Annotated in this window: 24 protein-coding genes; 11 read left to right on the top strand and 13 right to left on the bottom strand. The window is 69.0% G+C overall.

Going from position 1 to position 22,740, the window contains the following annotated elements:
- Positions 1-18 precede the first annotated feature (18 nt).
- The 5 genes from panB to NVS89_RS00945 all read left to right on the top strand — a co-directional run bounded on the left by panB (position 19) and on the right by NVS89_RS00945 (position 4,491).
- Entirely contained in the window at positions 19-840 is an 822-nt protein-coding gene (panB, locus tag NVS89_RS00965) for a 3-methyl-2-oxobutanoate hydroxymethyltransferase (RefSeq protein WP_258730601.1), read from the top strand.
- A gap of 174 nt (positions 841-1,014) precedes the next feature.
- Positions 1,015-1,764, top strand: coding sequence for a tetratricopeptide repeat protein (locus NVS89_RS00960; protein ID WP_258730600.1), 750 nt, complete (start codon positions 1,015-1,017; stop codon positions 1,762-1,764).
- Positions 1,765-1,773: 9 nt separating this feature from the next.
- Positions 1,774-2,076 (top strand): hypothetical protein, encoded by a 303-nt coding sequence (locus NVS89_RS00955; protein ID WP_258730599.1) that lies wholly within the window; start codon positions 1,774-1,776, stop codon positions 2,074-2,076.
- Positions 2,077-2,094: 18 nt separating this feature from the next.
- Positions 2,095-3,429, top strand: coding sequence for a ribosome biogenesis GTPase Der (der, locus tag NVS89_RS00950; protein WP_258730598.1), 1,335 nt, complete (start codon positions 2,095-2,097; stop codon positions 3,427-3,429).
- A 129-nt stretch (positions 3,430-3,558) separates the two neighbouring features.
- Positions 3,559-4,491 (top strand): DMT family transporter, encoded by a 933-nt coding sequence (locus tag NVS89_RS00945; RefSeq protein WP_258730597.1) that lies wholly within the window; start codon positions 3,559-3,561, stop codon positions 4,489-4,491.
- On the opposite strand, the gene NVS89_RS00940 is transcribed toward NVS89_RS00945, so the two are convergent.
- The 5 genes from NVS89_RS00940 to radA all read right to left on the bottom strand — a co-directional run bounded on the left by NVS89_RS00940 (position 4,466) and on the right by radA (position 9,402).
- Positions 4,466-5,233, bottom strand: coding sequence for an SDR family NAD(P)-dependent oxidoreductase (locus tag NVS89_RS00940; RefSeq protein ID WP_258730596.1), 768 nt, complete (start codon positions 5,231-5,233; stop codon positions 4,466-4,468). The two genes, NVS89_RS00945 and NVS89_RS00940, sit on opposite strands and share 26 nt — an antisense overlap.
- A 17-nt stretch (positions 5,234-5,250) precedes the next feature.
- Positions 5,251-5,667: a VOC family protein gene (locus NVS89_RS00935; RefSeq protein WP_258730595.1), complete on the bottom strand. Its 417-nt coding sequence runs from the start codon at positions 5,665-5,667 to the stop codon at positions 5,251-5,253.
- Between the two features lie 31 nt (positions 5,668-5,698).
- A complete protein-coding gene (gene purF, locus NVS89_RS00930) occupies positions 5,699-7,195 on the bottom strand; it encodes an amidophosphoribosyltransferase (RefSeq protein WP_258730594.1) in 1,497 nt (498 codons plus the stop codon).
- Between the two features lie 104 nt (positions 7,196-7,299).
- Positions 7,300-7,887, bottom strand: a complete 588-nt coding sequence (locus NVS89_RS00925; protein WP_258730593.1) for a CvpA family protein — start codon at positions 7,885-7,887, stop codon at positions 7,300-7,302.
- 102 nt (positions 7,888-7,989) lie between these two features.
- A complete protein-coding gene (gene radA / locus NVS89_RS00920) occupies positions 7,990-9,402 on the bottom strand; it encodes a DNA repair protein RadA (protein ID WP_258730591.1) in 1,413 nt (470 codons plus the stop codon).
- A 264-nt stretch (positions 9,403-9,666) separates the two neighbouring features.
- On the opposite strand from radA, the gene NVS89_RS00915 reads away from it, so the two are divergent.
- Positions 9,667-10,011: a hypothetical protein gene (locus NVS89_RS00915; protein ID WP_258730590.1), complete on the top strand. Its 345-nt coding sequence runs from the start codon at positions 9,667-9,669 to the stop codon at positions 10,009-10,011.
- Here the strand turns inward: NVS89_RS00915 and alr are convergent.
- The 8 genes from alr to NVS89_RS00875 all read right to left on the bottom strand — a co-directional run bounded on the left by alr (position 9,987) and on the right by NVS89_RS00875 (position 17,743).
- Positions 9,987-11,105: an alanine racemase gene (gene alr / locus NVS89_RS00910; protein WP_258730589.1), complete on the bottom strand. Its 1,119-nt coding sequence runs from the start codon at positions 11,103-11,105 to the stop codon at positions 9,987-9,989. The genes NVS89_RS00915 and alr overlap by 25 nt on opposite strands.
- Positions 11,106-11,115: 10 nt before the next feature.
- Positions 11,116-12,600: a replicative DNA helicase gene (locus NVS89_RS00905; protein WP_258730588.1), complete on the bottom strand. Its 1,485-nt coding sequence runs from the start codon at positions 12,598-12,600 to the stop codon at positions 11,116-11,118.
- Between the two features lie 161 nt (positions 12,601-12,761).
- Positions 12,762-14,021 carry a cyclopropane fatty acid synthase gene (locus NVS89_RS00900; RefSeq protein WP_258730587.1) on the bottom strand — a complete coding sequence of 420 codons (1,260 nt, stop codon included), beginning with the start codon at positions 14,019-14,021 and terminating at the stop codon, positions 12,762-12,764.
- Between the two features lie 198 nt (positions 14,022-14,219).
- Positions 14,220-14,813, bottom strand: a complete 594-nt coding sequence (gene rplI, locus NVS89_RS00895) for a 50S ribosomal protein L9 (RefSeq protein ID WP_258730586.1) — start codon at positions 14,811-14,813, stop codon at positions 14,220-14,222.
- 37 nt (positions 14,814-14,850) lie between these two features.
- The gene (locus tag NVS89_RS00890; RefSeq protein ID WP_258730585.1) at positions 14,851-15,807 is read right to left on the bottom strand and encodes a DUF2232 domain-containing protein; all 957 of its coding nucleotides are present in this window, start codon (positions 15,805-15,807) and stop codon (positions 14,851-14,853) included.
- Positions 15,808-15,952: 145 nt separating this feature from the next.
- Entirely contained in the window at positions 15,953-16,219 is a 267-nt protein-coding gene (gene rpsR / locus NVS89_RS00885; RefSeq protein ID WP_258730584.1) for a 30S ribosomal protein S18, read from the bottom strand.
- On the bottom strand, positions 16,219-16,695 hold the full coding sequence (rpsF, locus tag NVS89_RS00880; protein WP_258730583.1) for a 30S ribosomal protein S6: 477 nt from the start codon (positions 16,693-16,695) through the stop codon (positions 16,219-16,221). Before rpsF ends, rpsR begins: the two co-directional genes overlap by 1 nt.
- 211 nt (positions 16,696-16,906) lie before the next feature.
- Entirely contained in the window at positions 16,907-17,743 is an 837-nt protein-coding gene (locus tag NVS89_RS00875; protein ID WP_258730581.1) for a GGDEF domain-containing protein, read from the bottom strand.
- A 136-nt stretch (positions 17,744-17,879) separates the two neighbouring features.
- Between NVS89_RS00875 and fabD the strand changes: the two genes are divergently transcribed.
- The 5 genes from fabD (at position 17,880) to mltG (ending at position 22,711) form a co-directional block, all read left to right on the top strand.
- Positions 17,880-18,830, top strand: a complete 951-nt coding sequence (fabD, locus tag NVS89_RS00870; protein WP_258730580.1) for an ACP S-malonyltransferase — start codon at positions 17,880-17,882, stop codon at positions 18,828-18,830.
- A gap of 19 nt (positions 18,831-18,849) precedes the next feature.
- Positions 18,850-19,587 carry a 3-oxoacyl-[acyl-carrier-protein] reductase gene (gene fabG, locus NVS89_RS00865; protein ID WP_258730579.1) on the top strand — a complete coding sequence of 246 codons (738 nt, stop codon included), beginning with the start codon at positions 18,850-18,852 and terminating at the stop codon, positions 19,585-19,587.
- 232 nt (positions 19,588-19,819) lie between these two features.
- Positions 19,820-20,056, top strand: coding sequence for an acyl carrier protein (locus NVS89_RS00860; RefSeq protein ID WP_013165911.1), 237 nt, complete (start codon positions 19,820-19,822; stop codon positions 20,054-20,056).
- Positions 20,057-20,128: 72 nt separating this feature from the next.
- A complete protein-coding gene (fabF, locus tag NVS89_RS00855; protein WP_258730577.1) occupies positions 20,129-21,391 on the top strand; it encodes a beta-ketoacyl-ACP synthase II in 1,263 nt (420 codons plus the stop codon).
- 120 nt (positions 21,392-21,511) lie between these two features.
- Positions 21,512-22,711, top strand: coding sequence for an endolytic transglycosylase MltG (mltG, locus tag NVS89_RS00845; RefSeq protein WP_309486511.1), 1,200 nt, complete (start codon positions 21,512-21,514; stop codon positions 22,709-22,711).
- The last annotated feature ends 29 nt before the right edge of the window (positions 22,712-22,740 follow it).

Raw genomic sequence — 22,740 nt, 5'->3', positions numbered from 1 at the left:
AAGAGGAAAACGTCCGCCATGTCCGTCCAGTCCGCTGTCCGCCGGCTCACCGCTCCGGATATCCGCGCGAGGAAGGGCGGCGAGCCGATCGTCTCGCTCACCGCCTACCACGCCCATACGGCGCGCCTCATCGACCCGCATGTGGACTTCATGCTGGTCGGCGATTCGCTGGGCAACGTCATGCACGGGCTGGAGACCACGATCCCCGTCACGGTCGAGATGATGATCCTGCAGGGGCAGGCGGTGATGCGCGGCTCGAAGCGCGCGCTGGTGGTGGTCGACCTGCCGTTCGGCTCCTATGAGGGCTCGCCGCAGCAGGCCTTCGCCACCGCCTCGCGGGTGCTGAAGGAGACCGGCGCCGGCGCGATCAAGCTCGAGGGCGGCCGGCGCATGGCCGAGACGGTGCGCTTCCTCGCCGATCGCGGCGTGCCGGTGATGGGCCATGTCGGCCTGACGCCCCAGTCGATCAACACGCTCGGCTCGTTCCGCGCGCTCGGGCGCGACGACGAGAGCGCCGCCATCATCCTCGACGACGCCCGCGCGATCTCCGAGGCGGGGGCCTTCGCCATCGTGCTGGAGGCGATCTCCGAGCCGCTGGCCCGGCAGATCACGCAGGAAGTGGCGGCGCCGACCATCGGCATCGGCGGCTCGTCTGCCTGCGACGGGCAGATCCTGGTGCTCGAGGACATGCTCGGCCTGTCCGACCGGGTGCCGCGCTTCGTCAAGAAGTTCGCCAATATCGGCCCCGCGATCGGCGAGGCGGTGGAGGCCTATGCCAGCGAGGTGCGCGCCCGCAGCTTCCCGGCCGAGGAGCACACCTACGCCCCGAAGAAGGCGTGAGCGCGGGGCATCGGAAGCCCTTCGCAGAGCGCCGGAAGGCGCGATGCGCAGGGTGGTAACCCGATTTGCCTTGTTGAAGCCGCATCGCTAGTTTACGCGGCCTTTTCCCAAGCTGGTCTGCCGTCCACGGCGCGGCCGCGCCGGCTTTCTCGATGCTTTGCCCACGGACACGACATGGCTGACATCTTCCACGAGATCGACGAGGACATTCGTCGCGAACGGTTCAGCCGACTCTGGAACCGGTTCGGCATCTACATCATCGCCCTGGCGGTGCTGATCGTTCTCGGCGTCGCCGGCTGGCGCACCTATGAATGGTGGAAGCTCCAGCAGGAGGAGGCCGTGGGTGCCCGCTTCGAGGCGGCGCTCAAGCTCGGCACCGAGGGCAAGCACCAGGAGGCCGAGGCCGCCTTCACCGCGATCGAGAAGGACGGCACGGCCGGCTACCGCACGCTGGCGCGCTTCCGCGCCGCTACCGAGCTCGCCGCCACCGACCAGGCGAAGGCGGTGGCCGATTTCGACGCCCTCGCATCCGATGACGGCATCCCCTTCCTGATGCGCGACATGGCGCGCGTGCGCGCGGCGGCGCTGCTCGTCGACACCGCGCCGCTGTCGGAGATCCAGAGCCGGATGGGCACGCTCGACACGCCGGACGACTCCTTCCGCCATTCGGCGCGCGAGCTGATCGGCCTCGCCCAGTACAAGGCCGGCGACTACAAGGGCGCCGAGGCCACCTTCACCAAGATCCTCAACGATGCGCAGACCCCGCCGGGGCTGCACCAGCGGGCGGACCTGATGCGCACGCTCGCGGCCGCTTCGGCCGGCACCGCCGAGGCGCCAGCGGCTACCTCGACGCCGGCGGCCGCGCGGGCTCCGAGCGCGGCGGCGAGCGAAACGCCGGGCGCGCCCGCGCCGGCCGTGCAGTAGGAGGCGGGTATGGCTTCGACTTCTTCCCGGCAGCTTCTGCGCCGGCTGCTGCTGGTCGCCCTCGTTGGCTCCACGGCGCTCACCGTCGCCGGCTGCGAATCGCTCGACAAGCTGAACCCCTTCGCCGAGAAGGAGAAGAAGCTGCCGGGTACGCGCGTCCCGGTGTTCCCGGAGGGCGTTCCCGGCGTCGACTACAACGCCGCCCCGCCGCAGCCGGCCAATTCGGCCTACGGACTTGCGCCCGATCCCAGCACGGCCCCGCCGGCAGGAGCGCAGGGCACGGCCCCCGCCGCTTCGCCGCCGCCCGAATAGCGCCGAAGCGTTCCCGCCATGACGATGACCATCGCCATCGTCGGCCGGCCGAATGTCGGCAAGTCGACGCTCTTCAACCGGCTGGTCGGCAAGCGCCTCGCGCTGGTCGACGACCGGCCCGGTGTGACGCGCGACCGCCGCGAGGGCGACGGGCGGCTCGGGCACCTGTCCTTCCGCGTCATCGACACCGCCGGGCTGGAGGAGGCCAAGGCGGAATCGCTCGAAGGGCGCATGCGGGCGCAGACCGAGACCGCGATCGCCGACGCCGACGTCATCCTGTTCATGATCGACGCCAAGTCCGGCGTCACGCCCACCGACCGCTCCTTCGCCGAGCTCACCCGCCGCTCGGGCAAGCCCACCATCCTGGTCGCGAACAAGAGCGAGGCGCGGGGCGCCGACGCGCTCGACGCCTTCGCGCTCGGCCTCGGCGACCCGGTGGAGCTTTCCGCCGAGCATGGCGACGGCATGGCCGACCTCGTGCGCGCGCTCGCCGAGTTCGTGCCGGACGAGGACGAGGAGGACGGCGAGGGTGAGGGCGGCCGGCGCATCCGCGTCGCCGTGCTCGGGCGCCCCAATGCCGGCAAGTCGACGCTGATCAACGCCCTGCTCGGCGAGGAGCGGCTGCTCACCGGCCCGGAGGCCGGCATCACCCGCGATTCGATCTCGGTCGACGTCGAGCGTCACGGCGTTGCGCTGCGCGTGTTCGACACCGCCGGCATGCGCAAGCGCGCCCGCATCGACGACAAGCTGGAGAAGCTCTCCGTCGCAGACGGCCTGCGCGCCGCGCGCTTCGCCGAGGTGGTGGTGGTGCTGATGGACGCCACCCACCCGTTCGAGGAGCAGGACCTGCGCATCGTCGACCTCGCCGAGCGCGAGGGCCGGGCGGTGGTGATCGCGCTGTCGAAGTCCGATCTCGTCCAGGACCGCGCCGGCTTCGCCAAGAAGATGCGCGAGGAGGCCGACCACTGGCTGCCGCAGGTGAAGGGCGCGCCGGTGGTGCTGGTCTCGGGCCTCACCGGCGACGGTCTCGACCGGCTGGTGCGCGCGGTCGAGGCGGCGCACAAGGTGTGGAACCGGCGCGTGGCGACCAACCCGCTCAATCGCTGGCTCGGCGAGATGACGAGCGAGCATCCGCCACCGGCGGTGTCCGGGCGGCGCATCAAGCTGCGCTACATGACCCAGCCCAAGGCGCGCCCGCCGAGCTTCGTGCTGTTCTGCTCGCGCTCCGACGCGCTGCCGGAGAGCTATCTGCGCTATCTGGTCAACAATCTGCGCACCAGCTTCGACCTGCCCGGCGTGCCGATCCGGCTGACGCTGCGCGAGAAAGACAATCCCTACGCCGAGAAGGACTGAGGGCGGTCCGCGAGGCGGACCATCCGGCCGGGCAGGGAATAACGGTCGGGGCGAAGGCGCCCGCCGGGGCTCGAAACGGCGCCGCCCGGCTGGCATGCTGGCAGCCTCCCGATTCCTGGATTCTCCGGCATGTTGATCGGCATTCTCGGCGGCCTCCTGACGGGCGCGACCTGGGGGCTTTCCTTCGTCGCGCCGCGGGCGATCGCGCCGGTGTCGGCGTTCGACTTCTCCGTCGTCCGCTACCTGCTGTTCGGCCTCGTCAGCCTGTTGCTGATGGCCGCTCCGCGCTTCCGCCCCTCGGGCATGACCACCCGCCAGCTCGTCCTGGGGGGCGCGCTCGGTGCGTTCGGCTATTTCGGCTATTTCCTCGCCATCTCCTACGCCGTCCTGTTCGCCGGCGCGGTGCTGCCGCCGCTCATCACCGGCACCGCGCCGGTGCTGCTCGCGGTGGTCGCCAATCTGCGTGAGCGCACGGTGGCGTGGCGTTCGATCGCGCTGCCGCTGGCGCTGATCGTCGCCGGGCTGGTGCTCGTCAACGCCCACGACCTTCGCGCGGCGGCGCCGGACGAGGCTGATGCGGTGCTCGCAGGTGCGGCGCTGTCGCTGCTGGCGCTGGGAATCTGGATCCTCTACGGCCTCGCCAATGCCGCCGCGCTGCGTGCGGCGGCCGCGCCGGACGCGCTGCGCTGGACCGGCCTGCAGGGGCTCGGGGCCGGGGCGGCGGCGGTGGCGCTGATGCCCTTCGTGCTCGACGCCGGGCTGCTCGGCCACGACCGCGAGGTGACGACGCGTTTCCTCGCCTGGGCGCTCGGCATGGGCGTGGTCGCCTCCTGGCTCGGCACCTATGGCTGGGTCGTCGCCTCGCAACGCCTGCCGCTGGCCCTGTCAGCGCAGCTCATCGTTGCCGAGACGGTGTTCGGCCTCGGCTACGGGCTCGCCTTCGAGCAGCGCTGGCCGAGTGCGGCGGAGGCGGTCGGCGCGGCGCTGCAGCTCGTCGGCGTGGTGGCGGCGGTGGCGATCTTCAGCCGGCGCCGGCTCACGCCGGAACCGGGAATTCCTTGAGCGAGCGGGTGGGGAAGTCGTAGAGCCTGCCGGTCTCGTTGAAGCTCGGCAGGCAGAGCGGCAGGATCGCGCTCGCGAGTTCTTCCGGCGTGGGCAGCGTCTGCGGGTCCTCGCTCGGGAACGCCTTGGCCCGCATGCGGGTGCGGATCGGCCCCGGATTGACCAGATTGACCGCGAGCGGCGAGATGTTGGCGACCTCGGCCGCCCAGGTGCGGGCGAGGACCTCGACGCCGGCCTTGGTGACGGCATAGGTGCCCCAGAAGGCGCGCGCCTTGTGGGCGGCGCCCGAGGAGACCAGCACCGCGCGGCCGGCGGTCGAGAGCCGCAGCAGCGGGTCGAGCGAGCGCACCAGGCGCCAGTTGGCGGTGAGGTTGACGGCGATGGCGTCGTCCCACTCCTTGGGCTCGACCTGCGCCAGCGGGGTCATCGGGCCGAGCACGCCGGCATTGCCGACGAACACGTCGAGCCGGCCGAAGCGCTCGAAGAGCGCGCCGCCGAGCCGGTCGATGCCCGGTCCGTCCTTCAGGTCGAGGGGGACGAGCGTCGCGGTGGAGCCGGCGGCGACGATGGCGTCGTCGAGCTCCTCCAGCGCCCCGGCGGTGCGCCCCACGGCGACCACATGGGCGCCCGCGCCGGCGAGGGCGAGCGCGACCGCCCGGCCGATGCCCCGGGTCGCGCCGGTGACAAGCGCGTAGCTTCCCTCGAGCGGGCGCGCGGCGCCCTCTGCTGCGGTATCGGTCATCGACGTTTCCCCGAGATTCAAGACGCGTCCGTCAGCACCACCGAGGGCGCGGAACGCGTGGCCGGGCCGTGGCAGACGGCCTCGATGTTATTGCCTTCGGGATCGAGCACGAAGGCGGCGTAGTAACCCGGATGATAGCTGCGCAGGCCCGGCGCGCCATTGTCGCGCCCGCCCGCCGCCAGCGCCGAGGCGTAGAAGCGCTGGACGGTCTCGTGGTCCGGCGCCTGGAAGGCGATGTGGGCGCGCCCGGTCAGCGGCTCGCCCGGCGAGACGAAGAGTTCGTCGGCGTAGAAATAGCCTTCGCCGGCGACGAGAGGCACGCCGAGCACCTCGAGCACCGCACCATAGAAGCGCCGGCTCGCCTCGAGGTCACGCACCACGAGCTGGATGTGGTCGATGAGGCGGCCGCGATGCCACTGGTTGAGCTCGACCATGCCGCCTCGTTCGTCCCTCTCCCGCGCCGCCTCAGCTCGCCTCGGCCAGCAGCGAGAGCTGGCGCGGCGCCACCTCGCCCACGCGGTCGGTGAGCGGGGTCGGATATTCGCCGGTGAAGCAATGGTCGGTGAACTGCGGGCGCATCGGGTCGCGGCCCTCGAAGCCCATCGCCTTGTAGATGCCGTCGATGGAGAGGAAGGCGAGGCTGTCGGCGCCGATATAGTGGCGCATGCCCTCGAGGTCGTGGGTGGCGGCGAGCAGCTTGTCGCGGTCCGGCGTGTCGATGCCGTAATAGTCCGGGTGGGTGATCGGCGGCGAGGAGATGCGGAAATGCACCTCGCGCGCCCCGGCCTCGCGCATCATGCGCACGATCTTCACCGAGGTGGTGCCGCGGACCAGGCTGTCGTCGATGAGCACGATGCTCTTGCCCTCGACGACCGAACGGTTGGCCGAGTGCTTCATGCGCACGCCCTGGTCGCGGATCGACTGGGTCGGCTGGATGAAGGTGCGCCCGACATAGTGGTTGCGGATGATGCCGAGCTCGTAGGGGATGCCGGCGGCCTGCGCGTAGCCGATGGCGGCGGGCACGCCGGAATCGGGCACCGGCACCACGACGTCGGCATTCGCGGGCGCCTCGCTCGCGAGCTGCACGCCCATGTTCTTGCGCACCTGGTAGACCGAGCGCCCGCCGACGACCGAATCCGGCCGGGCGAAATAGATGTACTCGAAGATGCAGGGGCGCGGCGTGACGGCGCCGAAGGGGCGCAGTGTCTCGACCTTGTCGGAGGAGAAGACGATCACCTCGCCGGGCTCGATGTCCCGCACGTGGCGCGCACCAATTATGTCGAGCGCGCAGGTCTCCGAGGTCAGGATCGGGTGCCCGTCGAGCTCGCCCAGCACCAGCGGACGGATGCCGAGCGGGTCGCGCGCGCCCACCAGCTTCTTGTTGGTGAGCCCGACGAAGGCGTAGGCGCCCTCGATCGCGCGCAGCGCGTCGATGAAGCGCTCGGTGAAGCGCGGGCGCTTGGAGCGGGCGACGAGGTGCAGCATCACCTCGGTGTCGGAGGTCGACTGACAGATGGCACCGTCGCGAATGAGCTGGCGGCGCAGCGTCAGGCCGTTGGTGAGATTGCCGTTATGGGCGATGGCGAAGCCGCCGCCGTCGAGCTCGGCGAAGAGCGGCTGCACATTGCGCAGGATGGTCTCGCCAGTGGTCGAATAGCGCACATGGCCGACCGCGATCTGGCCCGGCAGGCGCTTGATGGTCTCGGCGTCGGAGAAGGCGTCGCTCACCAGTCCGAGGCGGCGCTCGGAGTGAAAACGCTGGCCATCGTAAGTGGTTATGCCTGCCGCTTCCTGGCCGCGATGCTGGAGCGCATGCAGGCCCAGCGCGGTGATGGCGGCAGCATCGGGATGCCCGTAAATGCCGAATACGCCGCACTCCTCGCGCAGCGTATCCCCGTAATCATCGTAGAAATCGTCGGCTTCGCCCGATTTCGACACCGCGTGCCCGGCTATATGCGCCATCTCACCATCGCTCCGCTCTGCGCAGTTCAAGGCTGCGCCCGCTCTCTACGCTGGAATGCCATCCACGCGCCGCCGCGACGGCTTGTCCCGAAGGCGCGGAGAAATTATGGCGCCGGAGGTGTCGTCGAAGGCGCCGGCCCCGGATTGAAGGGCTCGGGCGGCGGCTCGCTCGGCTCCACGTCCCGTGAGTTCTTGATGTCGCGTATCAGCTTCTCGGGATCTTCCGGCAGAATGGAGATGAGCCAGTCACCCGCGTTTTGCAAGACCACACGCGACCGCGCGTCGCGAATCCAGCCCGGCTGGCCCTGTTCGTTCTGGACCAGCCAGTTGAAGAACAGGAAGGCCACAACCATTATGAGGAATCCGCGCGCCAGCCCGAAGATGAAGCCCAGCGTGCGGTCCAGCGCGCCGATCCGGCTGTCGAGCACGAGATCGGAGATGCGCACGGTGATGAGCGACACGATCAGCAGCGTGATGAGGAACACCGCCGCCACCGTCGCCGCCATGGCGAAGGTGTCGTTGGCGATGTACTGCTTGGCGTAGGGCAGGGCCAGCGGATAGGCGTACAGCGTCACGCCCGCGGCGATGACCCACGAGGCGATGGCGAAGACCTCGCGCACGAGACCACGCACCATCGCCAGCAGGCCGGAGATCACCATCACGGCGACGAGGATGATGTCGAGCAGCGTCAAGAGTTTCGCACCGTGATCGCGGCGTTCAAGAAAGGCGGCGAATCTTCATTCCGTCGGATGCCGACGGGACCGCGCGACGTATAGCGCGGCGCGCGGATGGCGTCATCCCTCTTGCGCCACGCGGGGAGCCCGACGTGGCCCCCGTGCCGCTATCGTCGCCACGATATCCCCAAGTGAAGAGGCCGTTTCCACGTTCAGGCCGGTCTCGCCCGCCTCCGTGCCGGCGGACTTGCCCTGCGGCACCACCGCGCTGGCGAATCCGAGCTTGGCCGCTTCCTTCAGTCGCGCGCCGGTGTGGGACACCGGGCGCACGGCCCCGGTCAGGCTGACCTCGCCGAAATAGACCGCGTCCGAGGGCAGGGCGGAACCGCTGAGCGAGGACACCAGCGCGGCCGCGACCGCAAGGTCGGCGGCCGGCTCGGAGATGCGGAAGCCGCCGGCGACGTTGAGATGCACGTCATGCGCGCCGAGCTTGATGCCGCAGCGCGCCTCCAGCACCGCCAGCACCATGGAAAGCCGGCTCGGGTCCCAGCCTACCACCGCGCGGCGCGGTGTGCCCAGGCTCGTGGGCACCACCAGCGCCTGGATCTCCACCAGTACCGGGCGCGTGCCCTCCATGCCGGCATAGACCGCGGTGCCGGGCGCGCCATGGTCGCGATTCGACAGGAACAGCTCGGAGGGGTTGGCGACCTCGCGCAGGCCAAGGCCGGTCATCTCGAACACGCCAATCTCGTCGGTGGGGCCGAAGCGATTCTTCTGCGCGCGCAGGATACGGAAATGGTGGGCGCCGTCGCCCTCGAAGGAGAGCACCGCGTCCACCATGTGCTCGACGACGCGCGGCCCGGCGATCTGCCCGTCCTTGGTAACATGGCCGACAAGGACGACGCAGGCGCCCGAGCGCTTGGCGAAGCGGATCAGGATCTGGGCAGAGGAGCGCACCTGCGTGACGGTTCCCGGCGCGGATTCGACCGTGTCGGTCCACATGGTCTGGATCGAATCGATCACCACCAGCGCGGGGCGGCCGCCCTCGGAGAGGGTGGCGACGATGTCCTCGACATTGGTCTCGGCCGCGAGTTCCACCGGCGCGCCGGCAAGGCCGAGGCGTTCGGCGCGCAGACGCACCTGCGCCGACGCCTCCTCGCCCGAGACGTAGACGACGCGGTGCCCCTCGCGCGCCAGCGCGGCCGAAGCCTGGATCAGCAGGGTCGACTTGCCGATGCCCGGATCGCCGCCGATCAGCAGCACCGAGCCGGGCACGAGCCCGCCGCCGGCGACGCGGTCGGCCTCGTTGATGCCGATTCGGATGCGCGGGGCGTCCTCGCTCACGCCCGCAAGACTCTCCAGCGCGATCAGCCGGCCGCGCCGGCCGCCGCGCTGCGCGGAGGGGACGGAGGCGCCGCCGCTCTGCTCCTCGGCGATGCTGTTCCAGGCGCCGCAGGAATCGCAGCGGCCCTGCCAGCGCATGTGCACGGCGCCGCAGGATTGGCAGACGAAGGACGTTGTGCGTTTGGCCATTGGTTCATCCAGGACTCGGAACGCAGTCCTAGCGCCATTCCGGCCTCATGCGGAGGGGGTGACGATCGGCCTCTGCCGAAAATCGGTGCGCGGATGCGACCGCATGGTCGGTAATAGATCGTGATTTACGTCCAAATTAGCGGTAAGTTTGTGTGGTCTTCGGCCGCCAAACGTTCGATCGCGTATGGGTGGTGGAGTTGTCGATAGGTCAACTGGAAATCTATGCAACCTGTAGTCGCTCGAACAAATAACAGATTTTCTCTGTTGATGATCGCCCTGGTGTCGACGACTCTGGGCGCGGGGTGCATATTGCTTTGGTTCTGGCGACGTTCATTTGTGTACAAGGTCGACGGCGACGGCATTTACTTATGGTCAGGCCGCTTCGTTCCGTGGACCGAGGTGCGCAGCGTCGTCACTCGCAAGGGCTATGCCAATATCGAACAGCCCGTGTTGCGTCTTGATGTCGTCCTCGAGCGCGGCCGCGGGATGGTGCTGCCGAACTGGCTGGAGAACGGGACACAGGTGATCGAGGCCGTGCGCGCGGGCATGCGCGACGCGATGCCGCCGGAGCGGAAGGTCCGGGTTCAGTACGTCCAGCGGCGGCAGTAGCGCCGGCCGAGCGAGGTGAGGATCTCGTAATCGACCGTCTGCGAGTGGTGAGCCAGATCGCCGAGGGTGAGTCCGTCGCCCAGCAGCGTCGCCCAGTCTCCGGCCGCGACGTCGTCCTCGAGCACGTCGGTCACGTCCACCGCGAGCAGATCCATCGAGATTCGCCCGACCAGCGGGCAGCGCCGGCCGGCGACCATGGCTTCCGCGCCGGATCGCAGGTCCGAAGCGCCGGCGAGGCGCGGAATGCCGTCAGCATAGCCGGCTGAGAGAATCGCGATGCGGCTCGGCCGCCGCGCCGTGTGCGCCGCGCCATAGCCGATCGTCTGGCCTTCATGGACATGGCGGACCTGGACGATGCGCAGGTCGAGCCGGACCGTCGGGCGCAGGGGCGCGACATCGGTGCGCGCTCGCCCGCCATAGACCGCGATTCCCGGCCGCACCAGGTCGAACCGGAAGGCCGGGCTGCTCATCGCCCCGGCCGAGTTCGCCAGCGAGGCGCGCACGTCCGGGAACAGCGCGGCGATGGCCCGAAAGTCCTCGAGCTGCTGGGCGGTGAGCGGATGGTCGGGCTCGTCGGCGCAGGCGAGGTGGCTCATGACGAGCGCCAGCGGGAAGCCGATCTCCTCGCGTCCTTCGGCGAGGTTGATCGCTTCGGCCGGGGAGACGCCGAGCCGGTTCATGCCGGTGTCGACATGCAGCGCTGCCGGCAGCAATTCGTCCACCTCAGCGCAGAAGGCGCGCCAGCCCTCGATTTCCGGCAGGCTGCCGAGCACCGGCGTGAGCCGTGCTTCGCGGTAGATCTCCTGCGTGCCCGGGAACAGCCCGTTGAGCACGAAAATCTCGGCGTCCGGCAGCGCCGCGCGCAGCGTGCGCGCCTCGCCCAGCAGGGCGACGAAGAAGGTACGCGCGCCCGCGTCCCAGAGTGCCGAGGCGGTCGGCACGAGGCCGGTGCCGTAGGCGTCGCCCTTCACCACCGCGGCGCAGGCCGCCGGGGCGACGCGCTGGGCGATCTCGGCGAAATTGGCCCGCAGCGCCGCGAGGTCGATGGTCAGGAGGCCGCCGGCCTCGGCCTGCGATATGTCGTCGTCGCTCACGTCGGGACGCTCACTGATGCGGCATGCGATCGCCGAGGGCGAGCGAGGAGAAGCGGGTGAACTGGGCCTCGAAGGCCACCTTCACCGTGCCGGTGGGTCCGTGACGCTGCTTGCCGATGATGACCTCGGCGGTGCCCTGCGCCGCCTTCATCTCCGAATCCCACGTGAACCACTCCTCCGTGCCTTCCTTCGGCTCCTTGTTCTTGAGGTAATATTCCTCGCGGAAGACGAACATCACCACGTCCGCATCCTGCTCGATCGAACCGGATTCGCGCAGATCGGACAATTGCGGACGCTTGTCGTCGCGCGTCTCCACCTGACGCGAGAGCTGGGACAGCGCCATGATCGGCACGGCGAGCTCCTTCGCCAGCGCCTTGAGGCCGGTGGTGATCTCGGTGATCTCCTGCACGCGCCCTTCCGACGCCTTCTTGGACGAGCCGGACAGCAACTGGAGGTAGTCGACGACCATGAAATCCAGCCCGCGCTGGCGCTTCAGCCGGCGCGCGCGGGCGCGAAGCTGGGCGATCGAGATGCCGCCCGTGTCGTCGATATAGAGCGGGATGGTCTGCATCATCTGCGCGCCGGCGGCGAGCTTGTCGAACTCGCTCTCCGAGATGTCGCCGCGCCGGATCTTGTAGGAGGGGATCTCGGTCTGCTCGGCAAGGATACGGGTGGCGAGCTGCTCGGCCGACATCTCCAGCGAGAAGAAGCCGACCACGCCGCCGTCGAGGGCGCGGATATTGCCGTCGGGCAACGTCTCCGAGCGGTAGGCGGCGGCGACGTTGTAGGCGATGTTGGTGGCGAGCGCGGTCTTGCCCATGCCGGGGCGGCCGGCGAGGATGATGAGGTCGGAGGGCTGGAGCCCGCCCATCATGTGGTCGAGGTCGTCGAGGCCGGAGGCGAGGCCGGACAGGTGCCCGTCGCGCTGGAAGGCGCGGCTCGCCATGTCGACCGCTTCCTTCAGCGCGTCGTTGAAGCGCAGGAAGCCGCCGTCGTAGCGGCCGGTCTCGGCGAGCTCGTAGAGGCGCTTTTCCGCCTCCTCGATCTGGTCCTGCGGCGTGGCGTCGATCGCCGCGTCATAGGCCTCGTTGACGATCTCCTCGCCGATGGCGATCAGGTCGCGGCGCACCGACAGGTCGTAGATGGTGCGCCCGTAATCCTCGGCGTTGATGATCGTCGTCGCCTCGGCGGCGAGCCGGGCCAGATATTGTGGGCCGGTCAGCCCGGCGACGTCGAGCTCCGGCGGCAGGAAGGTCTTGAGCGTGACCGGCGTGGCCACCTTGCCGGCGCGGATCAGCGCTGAGGCGGTCTCGTAGATCGCGACATGGATCGGCTCGAACAGGTGGCGCGGCTCCAGGAAGTCGGAGACCCGGTAGAACGCCTCGTTGTTGACGAGGATGGCGCCCAGCAGCGCCTGCTCCGCCTCGATGTTGTGGGGCGGCGTGCGGTAGGCAACATCGGAGTCCGCCGGGGGGCGGGCGGGAGAATCGAGCATGAGCAATCCGGGTGCGCTGGTGTCGGCGAACAGCTAACGCCACCACGGCGACCGAGTCCGCGGCGAATCACGAGCGCCCCATTTTGTCCTGTGGAGGGCCTGTGGAAAGCGGAATCGCGCTTGACGCGATTCCGCCGCGTCAGGCTCGTCCGGCGCGCCCGCTACTCGCCCGCCAGCCGCAGCCCGATGCGGTTGCGATTCTCCATCTTGCGCAGCGTCGCCTCGGCCTCGGGAATATAGGTGCGCGTCAGCGGCACCACGCCCTCGCGCTTGGCGAGCTGCACCTGGAAGATCATCATCCCCTGGTGGCGGAACGCCATTTCCGAGGAGGCGAGATAGAACTCGAACATCCGCACGAAGCGCGCGTCGTACAGGCGCTCGATCTCCTCCTCATGGGCGAGGAAGCGCTCGCGCCACGCCTTCAGCGTCTCGGCATAGTGCAGGCGCAGGATCTCGATGTCGGTCACCAGCAGCCCGGCGCGCTCGATCGCCGGCAGCACCTCCGACAGGGCAGGGATGTAGCCGCCCGGGAAGATGTACTTGGCGATCCACGGATTGGTGATCCCCGGCCCCTCGGAGCGGCCGATTGAATGGATCAGCGCCACGCCGTCGTCCTTCAGAAGCTCGGCGACCCTGGTGAAATACTCGTCGTAATGGCCGATGCCGACATGCTCGAACATGCCGACCGAGACGATGCGGTCGAACGGGCCCGGCGTGTCGCGGTAGTCCTGCAGCAGGAATCGGGCACGCTCGGACAGGCCGCGCTCCTGCGCGCGGGCGCTGGCGATGCCGTGCTGCTCCTGCGAGAGCGTGACGCCGGTGACGTTGGCGCCGGCATTGTCGGCGAGGTAGAGGCCCATGCCGCCCCAGCCGCAGCCGATGTCGAGTACGTCGAGTTCCGGCCGGTCGAACAGCAGCTTGGCCGCGATGTGCCGCTTCTTGGCGAGCTGGGCGTCGTCGAGCGACTGGCCCTCATGCTCGAAATAGGCGCAGGAATATTGCCGGTCGGCGTCGAGGAAGAGGGAATAGAGCCGGCCGTCGAGATCGTAATGGTGGGCGACGTTGCGCTGGGCCCGCTCACGCGGATTGAACTGCGCCAGGCGCCGGCCCATGAAGCGCAGCTTCATCAGCGACTTGGCCGCGATGCTCGGCACTTGATAGCCGACTTGCGACATCAGCAGGGCGAGCAGTTCGGCAATGTCGCCCTGTTCGACGACCAGCCCGCCTTCCATATAGGCCTCGCCAAGCTCCATCTCGGGATCGAGCGCAAGGCGTCGTTGCCATTCCTTCGTTGTAAATCGCACCGCGAGCGGGGTGCCTGTCCCGTCGCCGAAGGTCAGTGCCTGACCGGATGCAAATGTGATGATGAGGGATCCACGACGCACAATGCGCGAGAGAACGCGCTGCAGCAAGCGCTCCATCGGCCGCCTCCAAGGTACCGGCGGTTCTGGTTCGGGAGAACCGCCTGCCCAAAGCCAGGGCATGTCTCAAGTGATGCAAAGGATTGCATCACAACATGAACTGCCTCGCAACATGGTGGACGTTGTAATCGCACGACAAAAAGCCCGGCTGCGGACAGCCGGGCTACGCAGTTTGGCCTATTACCTAAGGTAATACGCTCAGGCCTGTTCGGAATCGGCCTCGGCTTCGACTTCCGCCTCGCCCTCGGATTCGGCGGCGGGAGCTTCCTCGAAGGCTTCCTCCTCGTCGTCGTAGTCGTCGCGGTTGAGGGTCAAGTCTTCGCCGCGCGACTGACGCTCGGCCTCCTCGGCGCTGCGCGCGACATTGGCGCGAACCGCGACCTCGACTTCCGGATGCAGCGTCACCGGGATCTCGTGCAGGCCGATCGTCTTGATCGGGTGGTTGAGCATCACCTGATTACGGGCGACGGTGAAGCCGGCAGCGGTCAGCGCCTCGGCGATGTCGCGGGTCGACACCGAGCCGTAGAGCTGCCCGGTCTCGCCGGCCTGGCGCACCAGCACCACCTCGAGCCCGCCCAGCTTCTCGCCGACCTTCGACGCCTCGTTCTTGAGCTCGAGGTTGCGGGCCTCGAGCTGAGACTTCATCGATTCGAAGCGGGTCTTGTTTTCCTTGGTGGCGCGCAGCGCCTTGCCGGCCGGCAGCAGGAAATTGCGGGCATAGCCGTCGCGCACGCGGACCACTTCACCCATCTGGCCAAGCTTGGCCACGCGCTCAAGCAGAATCACTTCCATTGCAGTTCTCCGTTCAGTCGTTCGATCTTCGATTGTGTTAGCTGTCGTTCGCGGCCGGCGGCCCGCCCGTGCCGTTCCGGCGACGGAAGCGGCCGCGCAGGCCGAAGAGGGTCTCGGCGATGCCGAGCAGCGCCAGCACGCCGAACGGCCAGCCGAGCGCGAGCGCCGCGATCCAGACCGTGGCGATGACCAGCGAGCGCCCCGCCGCCCCGCGCGTGATCCAGTGGATGACGGCGAGGCCGATCAGCGCGAAGGCCATGATGAGCGTGGCGCCCAGCAGCTCGGCGAGCAGGCCGACGAAGCCGGACGACACCGCCGCGGCGACAAAGGCGCCCAGCAGCAGCACCACGGTGGCGAGCGGCACCTGTATGGCCGCGAGGTCCGGCCACGGGCGCATCAGACGCCCCGAGACCCGCGCCGCATGGGCCGCCAGCCAGAGATTGGCGAGCTGCGTCATCATGGTTACCACCGCCGCTGCCGGCGGCATCACCGTGACCAGCAGGTCGATCAGCCGCTCCGCGTCGGGGCTGGGGCCGTCCGCCGGCTGCTGCAGCATCGACTCGAACAGCGTGCGAAGCGCCGCCTGGTAGCCCTCGACGTCGCCGGCCACCAGCGGGATCAGCGCGGCGACGGCGATGCAGCCGAGCACGGCCGAGGCCAGCACGACGCGCCCGATGGGAAACCATTCGAGCGGCCCGTCCGGCGTCTCCTGCTTCGCCATCAGCGCGAGATAGGCCAGCACATAGGCCGGCAGGCCGACGCCGGCGACATAGGCGAGCAGCAGCTCGAGGCCGAAGAACAGGCCGATCGCGACCGCCGCCGCCGAGGCGGCCACCAGCGCGGCGAGCTGCGACCAGCCGAGCCCGACGATGAGGACGGGCAGGGGAGCAAGGTAGAAGAGCGGCACAGCCAGGGCGCTGCCGGTCGCCACCGTCGCGACCAGGAGGGCGGACGCCGCACCGGCGCCGAGGGCTATGAGCCAGGTCATCATCATCGACGAGCTGTCCCGCTCCGAGCGGTTAGGGATGGATCGGGTCCACCCCAGCAGAGGCCGGCGGGACCATTCCCGCGGGCCTGTCGGCCGTCACGTCAAGGCAGAGGCGTCCCCGGCACGGGCCGGGGACGAAGGCGTCACGCGATCAGCGGATCACGAAGGGCAGCAGGCCGAGGAAGCGCGCGCGCTTGATCGCCTGAGCCAGCTCGCGCTGCTTCTTGGCCGAGACGGCCGTGATGCGCGAGGGAACGATCTTGCCGCGCTCGGAAATGTAGCGCTGCAGCAGCCGCACGTCCTTGTAGTCGATCTTCGGCGCATTGGCGCCGGAGAACGGGCAGGTCTTGCGACGGCGGAAGAAGGGGCGACGCGCGCCCGAGGAAGCGGCCGAGCCGCCGGTGCCACCGAAAGCCATCACTCAGTCTCCACGTTGGCAGAGGTCTCTTCACGGTCGCGGCGCGGGCCACGATCCCCGCGATCGCCACGATCCCCACGGTCGCCGCGATCACCACGGTCGCCGCCGAAGCCGCGCCCGCCGCCGAAGCCGCGATCGCCACGGTCGTCGCGGTCACGCTTCTGCAGCATGACGGACGGGCCGTCCTCGAGCGACTCGACGCGGATGGTGAGGAAGCGCAGCACGTCCTCGTCGATCCGCATCTGGCGCTCCATCTCGGCGACGGCGGCGGCCGGCGCGTCGATGTTGAGCAGCGAGAAGTGAGCCTTGCGGTTCTTGCGAATGCGGTAGGTAAGCGTCTTCACGCCCCAGTATTCGTTCTTCTGGACCGAACCGCCATTCGCCTCGATGACACCCTTGAACCGGGTGGTGAGTTCCTCGACCTGCTGCGCCGTCACGTCCTGGCGCGCGAGGAACACATGCTCGTAGAGAGCCATGTCTCGTGCCTTTCCTAAGATTGTCCGCACTATTGCGGCCGTCGTCCCGACGCCGAGCCCTTCGAGCCCCGGAAAGGCTCGAAACTTCTCGAAGGCGGGGACACGGGACGTCGGAAGCACCTGCTTCCTGCCGCGCACAAGGCACGACCGTCCGTTCAGCCCCCGGCCGGGACCAACAGTGCGCGCGCTTATACGCGCAATCGCTGCAAAATCAAGCCGTGAGTGTCGTCGTCGCGTCGCACGGGGCGATGCAGACGCGGTTGCGCCCGGCCCGCTTGGCTTCATAAAGCGCGGCGTCCGCGCGGTCGAGCAGGCTCGGCACGTCGTCGTCGGAGCGCAGCACCGTCACGCCGACGCTGATGGTGATGGCGATCGCGTGCCCGTTGGATTCGACCACCGAGGTCTCCACCGCCATCCGCAGCCGCTCGGCGAGGGCGTGCGCCTCCTCCATCGTCGTGCGCGGCGCCAGCACGGCGAATTCCTCGCCGCCGACGCGGAACGCGGTGTCGGAGGCGCGCTTGCGGGTGAGCAGCACCTCGCCGATACGCTCCAGCACCTCGTCGCCGCGCAGGTGACCGTAGGAATCGTTCACCCGCTTGAAGTGATCGATGTCGAGCGACATCAGGGCGAGCGGCTGGTGGCGCCGGCGCGAAATGCCGATCTGCTCCGCCAGCACCGTGTCGAACTGGCGCCGGTTGGGGAGCTGGGTGAGGGCGTCGGTCAGCGCCGCGGTCTCGAGCGCCGCCGAGCGGAGGATGTCGTGCGCCATGTCGTGCGACAGCCGCGCCATGGCGTAGATGAAGGCCGCGCCCAGCAGATGGACGGCGGCGTCGAGCGCCTCGACCTCGGTCACGGTCTGCGCGTTGAACTGGGCCATGAGCGCGTAGAGCGCGACCACGACGGCGCAGACGAGCACGCCCATGAGCAGCGTCCAGGCCTGTTTCAGCCAGCTGTGCCGGGCCAGCCGCGTCAGCGCGTAGAGATGGCGTATGGCGGCGATCGCGAGCATCGCAGCGAGCAGGCCGGCAAGGAGAACGAGACTGCGCATGCCTTAAGGGAACCTGCTGGCAATCGGGTGGAGAACCCTGACGGCAGGGCACCGCCTCGCCCGCTGCTGCTTGACATGGGGCGCCCGGCGGTGTTCCTGCGGCCGCCAATTCTTAACGAATGGATTTCGTTACGTCATGAGCAATGCTTTCGTTTTCCCGGGGCAGGGGAGTCAGGTTGTCGGCATGGGCCAGGCGCTCGCCGATGCCTTCCCCGTCGCGCGCGCGGTTTTCACCGAAGTCGACGACGCCCTTGGAGAGAAGCTGTCCGCCATCATGTGGGACGGCCCGATCGAGACGCTGACGCTGACCGCGAACACGCAGCCGGCGCTGATGGCCGCGTCGCTCGCCGCGATCCGCGTGCTGGAGAGCGAGGCGGGCCTCGATCTCGCCCGCGACGCGGCGTTCGTCGCCGGCCATTCGCTCGGCGAATATTCGGCCCTCGCGGCCGCCGGCAGCCTGTCGATCGCCGACACCGCCCGCCTGCTGCGCCTGCGCGGCACGGCGATGCAGACGGCGACCCCAGTGGGGGCGGGCGCGATGGCGGCCATCCTCGGCCTCGACTTCGACCAGGTCCGCGCGGTCGCCGCCGAGGCGGCCGAGGGCCAGGTCTGCGACATCGCCAACGACAACGCACCGGGCCAGGTGGTGGTGTCGGGCGATGCGGCAGCCGTGGAGCGTGCCTGCGTGATCGCCAAGCGCGAAGGCGCGGCGCGGGCGATTCCGCTCACCGTTTCCGCCCCGTTCCATTCGAGCCTGATCGGCGCCGCCGCCGAGGCGATGCGCGAGGCACTGGCGGGCGTCGAGATGCGCGCCCCGAAGGTGCCGCTGGTCGCCAACGTCACGGCGCGCCCGGTGAGCGACCCGGCCGAGATCAAGTCGCTGCTGGTGAAGCAGGTTACCGGCACGGTGCGCTGGCGCGAATCCGTGGCCTTCATGGCCGAGGCGGGCGTGACCCGGCTGGTCGAGGTCGGCACCGGCAAGGTGCTCTCGGGCCTGACCAAGCGCATCGCCCGCCAGGTGGCCCCGGTCAATGTCGGCGGGCCGGCCGATGTCGCGTCCTTCGCGGTCGTCGAGGCCGTGGGTTGAGAGAATTCAGGAGAGAGCCGTGTTCGATCTGACAGGCAAGACCGCCCTCGTCACCGGAGCCACCGGCGGCATCGGCAAGGCGATCGCGGTGGCGCTGCACGCACAGGGCGCCACGGTCGCCATCTCCGGCACCCGCCGCGAGGTGCTGGAGACGCTGGCGGGCGAGCTGGGCGAGCGGGTGCACGTGCTGCCCTGCAATCTCGCCGACAGCGGGCAGGTCGAGCAGCTCGTGCCCCAGGTTGAGGAGGCCATGGGCGAGCTCGACATTCTGGTCAATAATGCCGGCATCACCCGCGACGCGCTGTTCGTGCGCATCAGCGACGAGGCGTGGGACGAGGTGATCGCCGTCAACCTGACGGCCGGGTTCCGGCTGATGCGGGCGGCGGCGCGCAACATGATGCGCCGGCGCGCCGGCCGCATCATCGGCATCACGTCGGTGGTGGGGGTGATGGGCAATGCCGGGCAGGGCAACTATGCCGCCGCCAAGGCCGGCATGATCGGCATGTCGAAGTCGCTTGCCCGCGAGGTCGCGCCGCGCGGCGTGACCGTGAACTGCATCGCGCCGGGCTTCATCGCGACGCCGATGACCGACGTGCTGAACGACAAGCAGCGCGAGGCGATTCTCACTTCCGTGCCGGCTGCCCGGCTCGGCAGCCCCGAGGACATCGCCTCCGCCGCCGTGTATCTCGCGTCAAACGAAGCCGCCTACGTCACGGGGCAGACACTGCACGTGAATGGCGGTATGGCGATGATCTGATAAAAAGCCATGGAATCCGGTGTTTCCGGGCGCTCGCGAGGGGCGCTGGTTTTGCCGGATGAAGTGTGCTAACGACCGCCACGGCTCACAGGGGCGGGCGCCGCGGAACCACCGCGGAAGGCCCGGGCGCTTCCTGTAATCGGGGCAGAAAACAGGCCGCCAGACCGCGCCTAGGCGCGGGGGCCCATATGGTACAACGTAGCAACCTCCGGATACGGACGAGGGTGAACCGATGAGCGATATTGCCGAGCGCGTGAAGAAGATTGTGGCCGAACACCTCGGCGTCGAGCCGGAGAAGGTCACGGAGAACGCCAGCTTCATCGACGATCTCGGCGCGGACAGCCTCGACACCGTCGAGCTGGTCATGGCCTTCGAAGAGGCCTTCAACTGCGAGATTCCCGACGACGCCGCCGAGACCATTCTCACGGTCGGCGACGCGATCAAGTTCCTCGAAAAGAACGCCGCCTGAGGGCGCGTCGGTGCGCCGCGACAACTCGTTTGCCGCGGCGCCTTTCGATATGTGCTTTCCCGGAGACATCGTATGAGGCGTGTGGTCGTTACCGGCCTCGGCATGGTGACGCCGCTCGGTTGCGGCGTCGACGTCACCTGGCAGCGGCTTCTCGCCGGCCAGAGCGGCGCACGGCGTGTCGAGAACTTTGACGTTTCCGATCTGCCGGCCAAGATCGCCTGCCAGATCCCGCGCGGTGACGGCACCGACGGCACCTTCGATCCCGACCAGTGGATGGAGCCGAAGGAGCAGCGCAAGGTCGACGAATTCATCATCTACGCCATGGCCGCCTCGCGGCAGGCGCTGGACGATGCCGACTGGCATCCGGCCTCCTATGAGGACCAGTGCGCCACCGGTGTTCTCATCGGCTCGGGCATCGGCGGCCTGCAAGGCATCGCCGAGACCGCGCTGCTGCTGAGGGATCGTGGCCCGCGGCGCGTCTCCCCGTTCTTCATTCCCGGCCGGCTGATCAACCTCGCCGGCGGCTATGTCTCGATCGAGCATGGCCTGAAGGGACCGAATCACGCCGTCGTCACCGCCTGCTCGACCGGGGCTCACGCCATCGGCGACGCGGCACGCCTGATCGCCTTCGGCGATGCGGATGTGATGGTTGCCGGCGGCACCGAATCGCCGATCAACCGGGTGGCGCTGGCCGGCTTCGCCGCCTGTCGCGCGCTGTCGACAGGCTTCAACGACACGCCCGAGAAGGCCTCGCGCCCCTATGACAGGGACCGCGACGGCTTCGTCATGGGCGAGGGCGCCGGCATCGTCGTGGTCGAGGCGCTCGACCATGCGCTGGCGCGCGGCGCCAAGATCTATGGCGAGATCATCGGCTACGGCATGTCGGGCGACGCCTACCACATCACCGCGCCGTCCGAGGACGGCGACGGGGCGTTCCGCAGCATGACCGCGGCGCTGAAGCGGGCGGGCATCTCGGCTTCCGAGGTCGACTACATCAACGCCCACGGCACCTCGACCATGGCCGACGAGATCGAGCTCGGCGCCGTCCAGCGCCTGCTCGGCAATGCCGTCGGCCACGCCTCGATGTCCTCGACCAAGTCGGCGATCGGCCATCTGCTCGGCGCGGCCGGCTCGGTGGAGGCGATCTTCTCGCTGCTCGCGATTCGCGACCAGGTGGCGCCGCCGACCATCAATCTCGACAATCCTTCGGTCGAGACCCCGCTCGATCTGGTGCCGCACGCACCGCGCGAGCGGAAGATCGACTACGCGCTGTCGAATTCGTTCGGCTTCGGCGGCACCAACGCGTCGCTGGTCTTCAAGCGCTACATGCACTGACAGCGGACGGAGGGCCGGGGCCGACCCGGCTCCGCCCGCCCTCCGGTTCCCGCTTTCGCCATATTTGACGCTAGGCTGCCACAGCGTTTGAGCGGCCCGCAAAGCCAGGCGAGGAAACCGATGAACGAGCAGACGCCCCCGGAGCCGACGCCCGCTCCTCCCCCGCCCCCTTCCGGCGCGACGCCCCCTCCCGCGTCGAGGCCCCCGGCGGCGAAACCCACGCGTGCGCGCAAGACCAAGACGCCGAGCAAGGCCTCCAAGCGGGCAGGGCATCCGCTCGTCGTCGCCGGCAGCATGATCTTCACCCTGCTCATGGTGGCGATCATCATCGGCGGCAGCGCATTGTGGATCGGCAAGGCCCGCTACGACGCACCCGGCCCGCTCGCCGAGGACAAGGCGGTGGTCGTGCCGGGCGAGTACGGCCTGATGGACATCGCCGAGCTGCTCGTGAAGCAGGGCGTCATCGCCGACAAATGGGTGTTCGTCGGCGCGGCGCTCGGCACCCGCTCCTCGAGCCGACTGAAGGCGGGCGAGTACGAGTTCGCCAAGGGCGCGACCACGCGGCAGGTCCTCAACGACATCGTCTCGGGCAAGGTGGTCGAATACAAGGTCACCGTGCCCGAGGGGCTGACCAGCGAGCAGATCGTCGAGCGCATCATGGAGGTGCCCGAACTGTCGGGCACGGTGCGCCAGATCCCGCGCGAGGGCAGCCTGCTGCCCGAGACCTACAAGATCACGCGCGGCATGACGCGCGAGGACTTCCTGCGCCGCATGGCGCGCGCCCAGCAGGCCGCGCTCAAGGAGATCTGGGCCAAGCGCGATCCGGAAGTGCCGCTGCGCTCGCCGGACGAACTGGTGATCCTCGCCTCGATCGTCGAGAAGGAGACCGGCGTCGCCAATGAGCGTCCCATGGTCGCCGCCGTGTTCGTGAACCGCCTCAACAAGAAGATGCGGCTGCAGTCCGACCCGACCATCATCTACGGGCTGGTGCGCGGCAAGGGGCGGCTCGACCGGCCGCTGACCAAGGACGACATCACCACGCCCACGCCGTTCAACACCTACACCATCGGCGGCCTGCCGCCGGGCCCGATCGGCAATCCGGGCCGGGCCTCGATGGAGGCGGTGGCCAACCCGGCGAAGACGAATCATCTCTATTTCGTCGCCGACGGGTCGGGCGGGCATGTGTTCTCCGAGACGCTCAAGGAGCACAACCGCAACGTCGCCAAGTGGCGCGAGATCGAGCGCGACAAGAAGGTCGACCCTTCCAGCGCACCCGCCGGCGCCTCCGGCCACACGGGCGCGACGCCGGATATCGATTGATCGCCCGCCCGGCTTGAGGGCGGGCGGCC

Origin of the sequence: Ancylobacter mangrovi (assembly GCF_024752355.1) — a bacterium.
Lineage (GTDB): Bacteria > Pseudomonadota > Alphaproteobacteria > Rhizobiales > Xanthobacteraceae > Ancylobacter > Ancylobacter mangrovi.
The sequence above is the reverse complement of the archived record's forward strand: the minus strand, read 5'-3'. Positions and strand labels throughout refer to the sequence as shown.

Coding starts and splice junctions, on each gene's coding strand:
- panB (WP_258730601.1), top strand. CDS start 19: ATGTCCGTCCAGTCCGCTGTCCGCCGGCTCACCGCTCCGGATATCCGC.
- NVS89_RS00960 (WP_258730600.1), top strand. CDS start 1,015: ATGGCTGACATCTTCCACGAGATCGACGAGGACATTCGTCGCGAACGG.
- NVS89_RS00955 (WP_258730599.1), top strand. CDS start 1,774: ATGGCTTCGACTTCTTCCCGGCAGCTTCTGCGCCGGCTGCTGCTGGTC.
- der (WP_258730598.1), top strand. CDS start 2,095: ATGACGATGACCATCGCCATCGTCGGCCGGCCGAATGTCGGCAAGTCG.
- NVS89_RS00945 (WP_258730597.1), top strand. CDS start 3,559: ATGTTGATCGGCATTCTCGGCGGCCTCCTGACGGGCGCGACCTGGGGG.
- NVS89_RS00940 (WP_258730596.1), bottom strand. CDS start 5,233: ATGACCGATACCGCAGCAGAGGGCGCCGCGCGCCCGCTCGAGGGAAGC.
- NVS89_RS00935 (WP_258730595.1), bottom strand. CDS start 5,667: ATGGTCGAGCTCAACCAGTGGCATCGCGGCCGCCTCATCGACCACATC.
- purF (WP_258730594.1), bottom strand. CDS start 7,195: ATGGCGCATATAGCCGGGCACGCGGTGTCGAAATCGGGCGAAGCCGAC.
- radA (WP_258730591.1), bottom strand. CDS start 9,402: ATGGCCAAACGCACAACGTCCTTCGTCTGCCAATCCTGCGGCGCCGTG.
- NVS89_RS00905 (WP_258730588.1), bottom strand. CDS start 12,600: ATGCTCGATTCTCCCGCCCGCCCCCCGGCGGACTCCGATGTTGCCTAC.
- NVS89_RS00900 (WP_258730587.1), bottom strand. CDS start 14,021: ATGGAGCGCTTGCTGCAGCGCGTTCTCTCGCGCATTGTGCGTCGTGGA.
- rplI (WP_258730586.1), bottom strand. CDS start 14,813: ATGGAAGTGATTCTGCTTGAGCGCGTGGCCAAGCTTGGCCAGATGGGT.
- NVS89_RS00890 (WP_258730585.1), bottom strand. CDS start 15,807: ATGATGATGACCTGGCTCATAGCCCTCGGCGCCGGTGCGGCGTCCGCC.
- rpsR (WP_258730584.1), bottom strand. CDS start 16,219: ATGGCTTTCGGTGGCACCGGCGGCTCGGCCGCTTCCTCGGGCGCGCGT.
- rpsF (WP_258730583.1), bottom strand. CDS start 16,695: ATGGCTCTCTACGAGCATGTGTTCCTCGCGCGCCAGGACGTGACGGCG.
- NVS89_RS00875 (WP_258730581.1), bottom strand. CDS start 17,743: ATGCGCAGTCTCGTTCTCCTTGCCGGCCTGCTCGCTGCGATGCTCGCG.
- fabD (WP_258730580.1), top strand. CDS start 17,880: ATGAGCAATGCTTTCGTTTTCCCGGGGCAGGGGAGTCAGGTTGTCGGC.
- NVS89_RS00860 (WP_013165911.1), top strand. CDS start 19,820: ATGAGCGATATTGCCGAGCGCGTGAAGAAGATTGTGGCCGAACACCTC.
- fabF (WP_258730577.1), top strand. CDS start 20,129: ATGAGGCGTGTGGTCGTTACCGGCCTCGGCATGGTGACGCCGCTCGGT.
- mltG (WP_309486511.1), top strand. CDS start 21,512: ATGAACGAGCAGACGCCCCCGGAGCCGACGCCCGCTCCTCCCCCGCCC.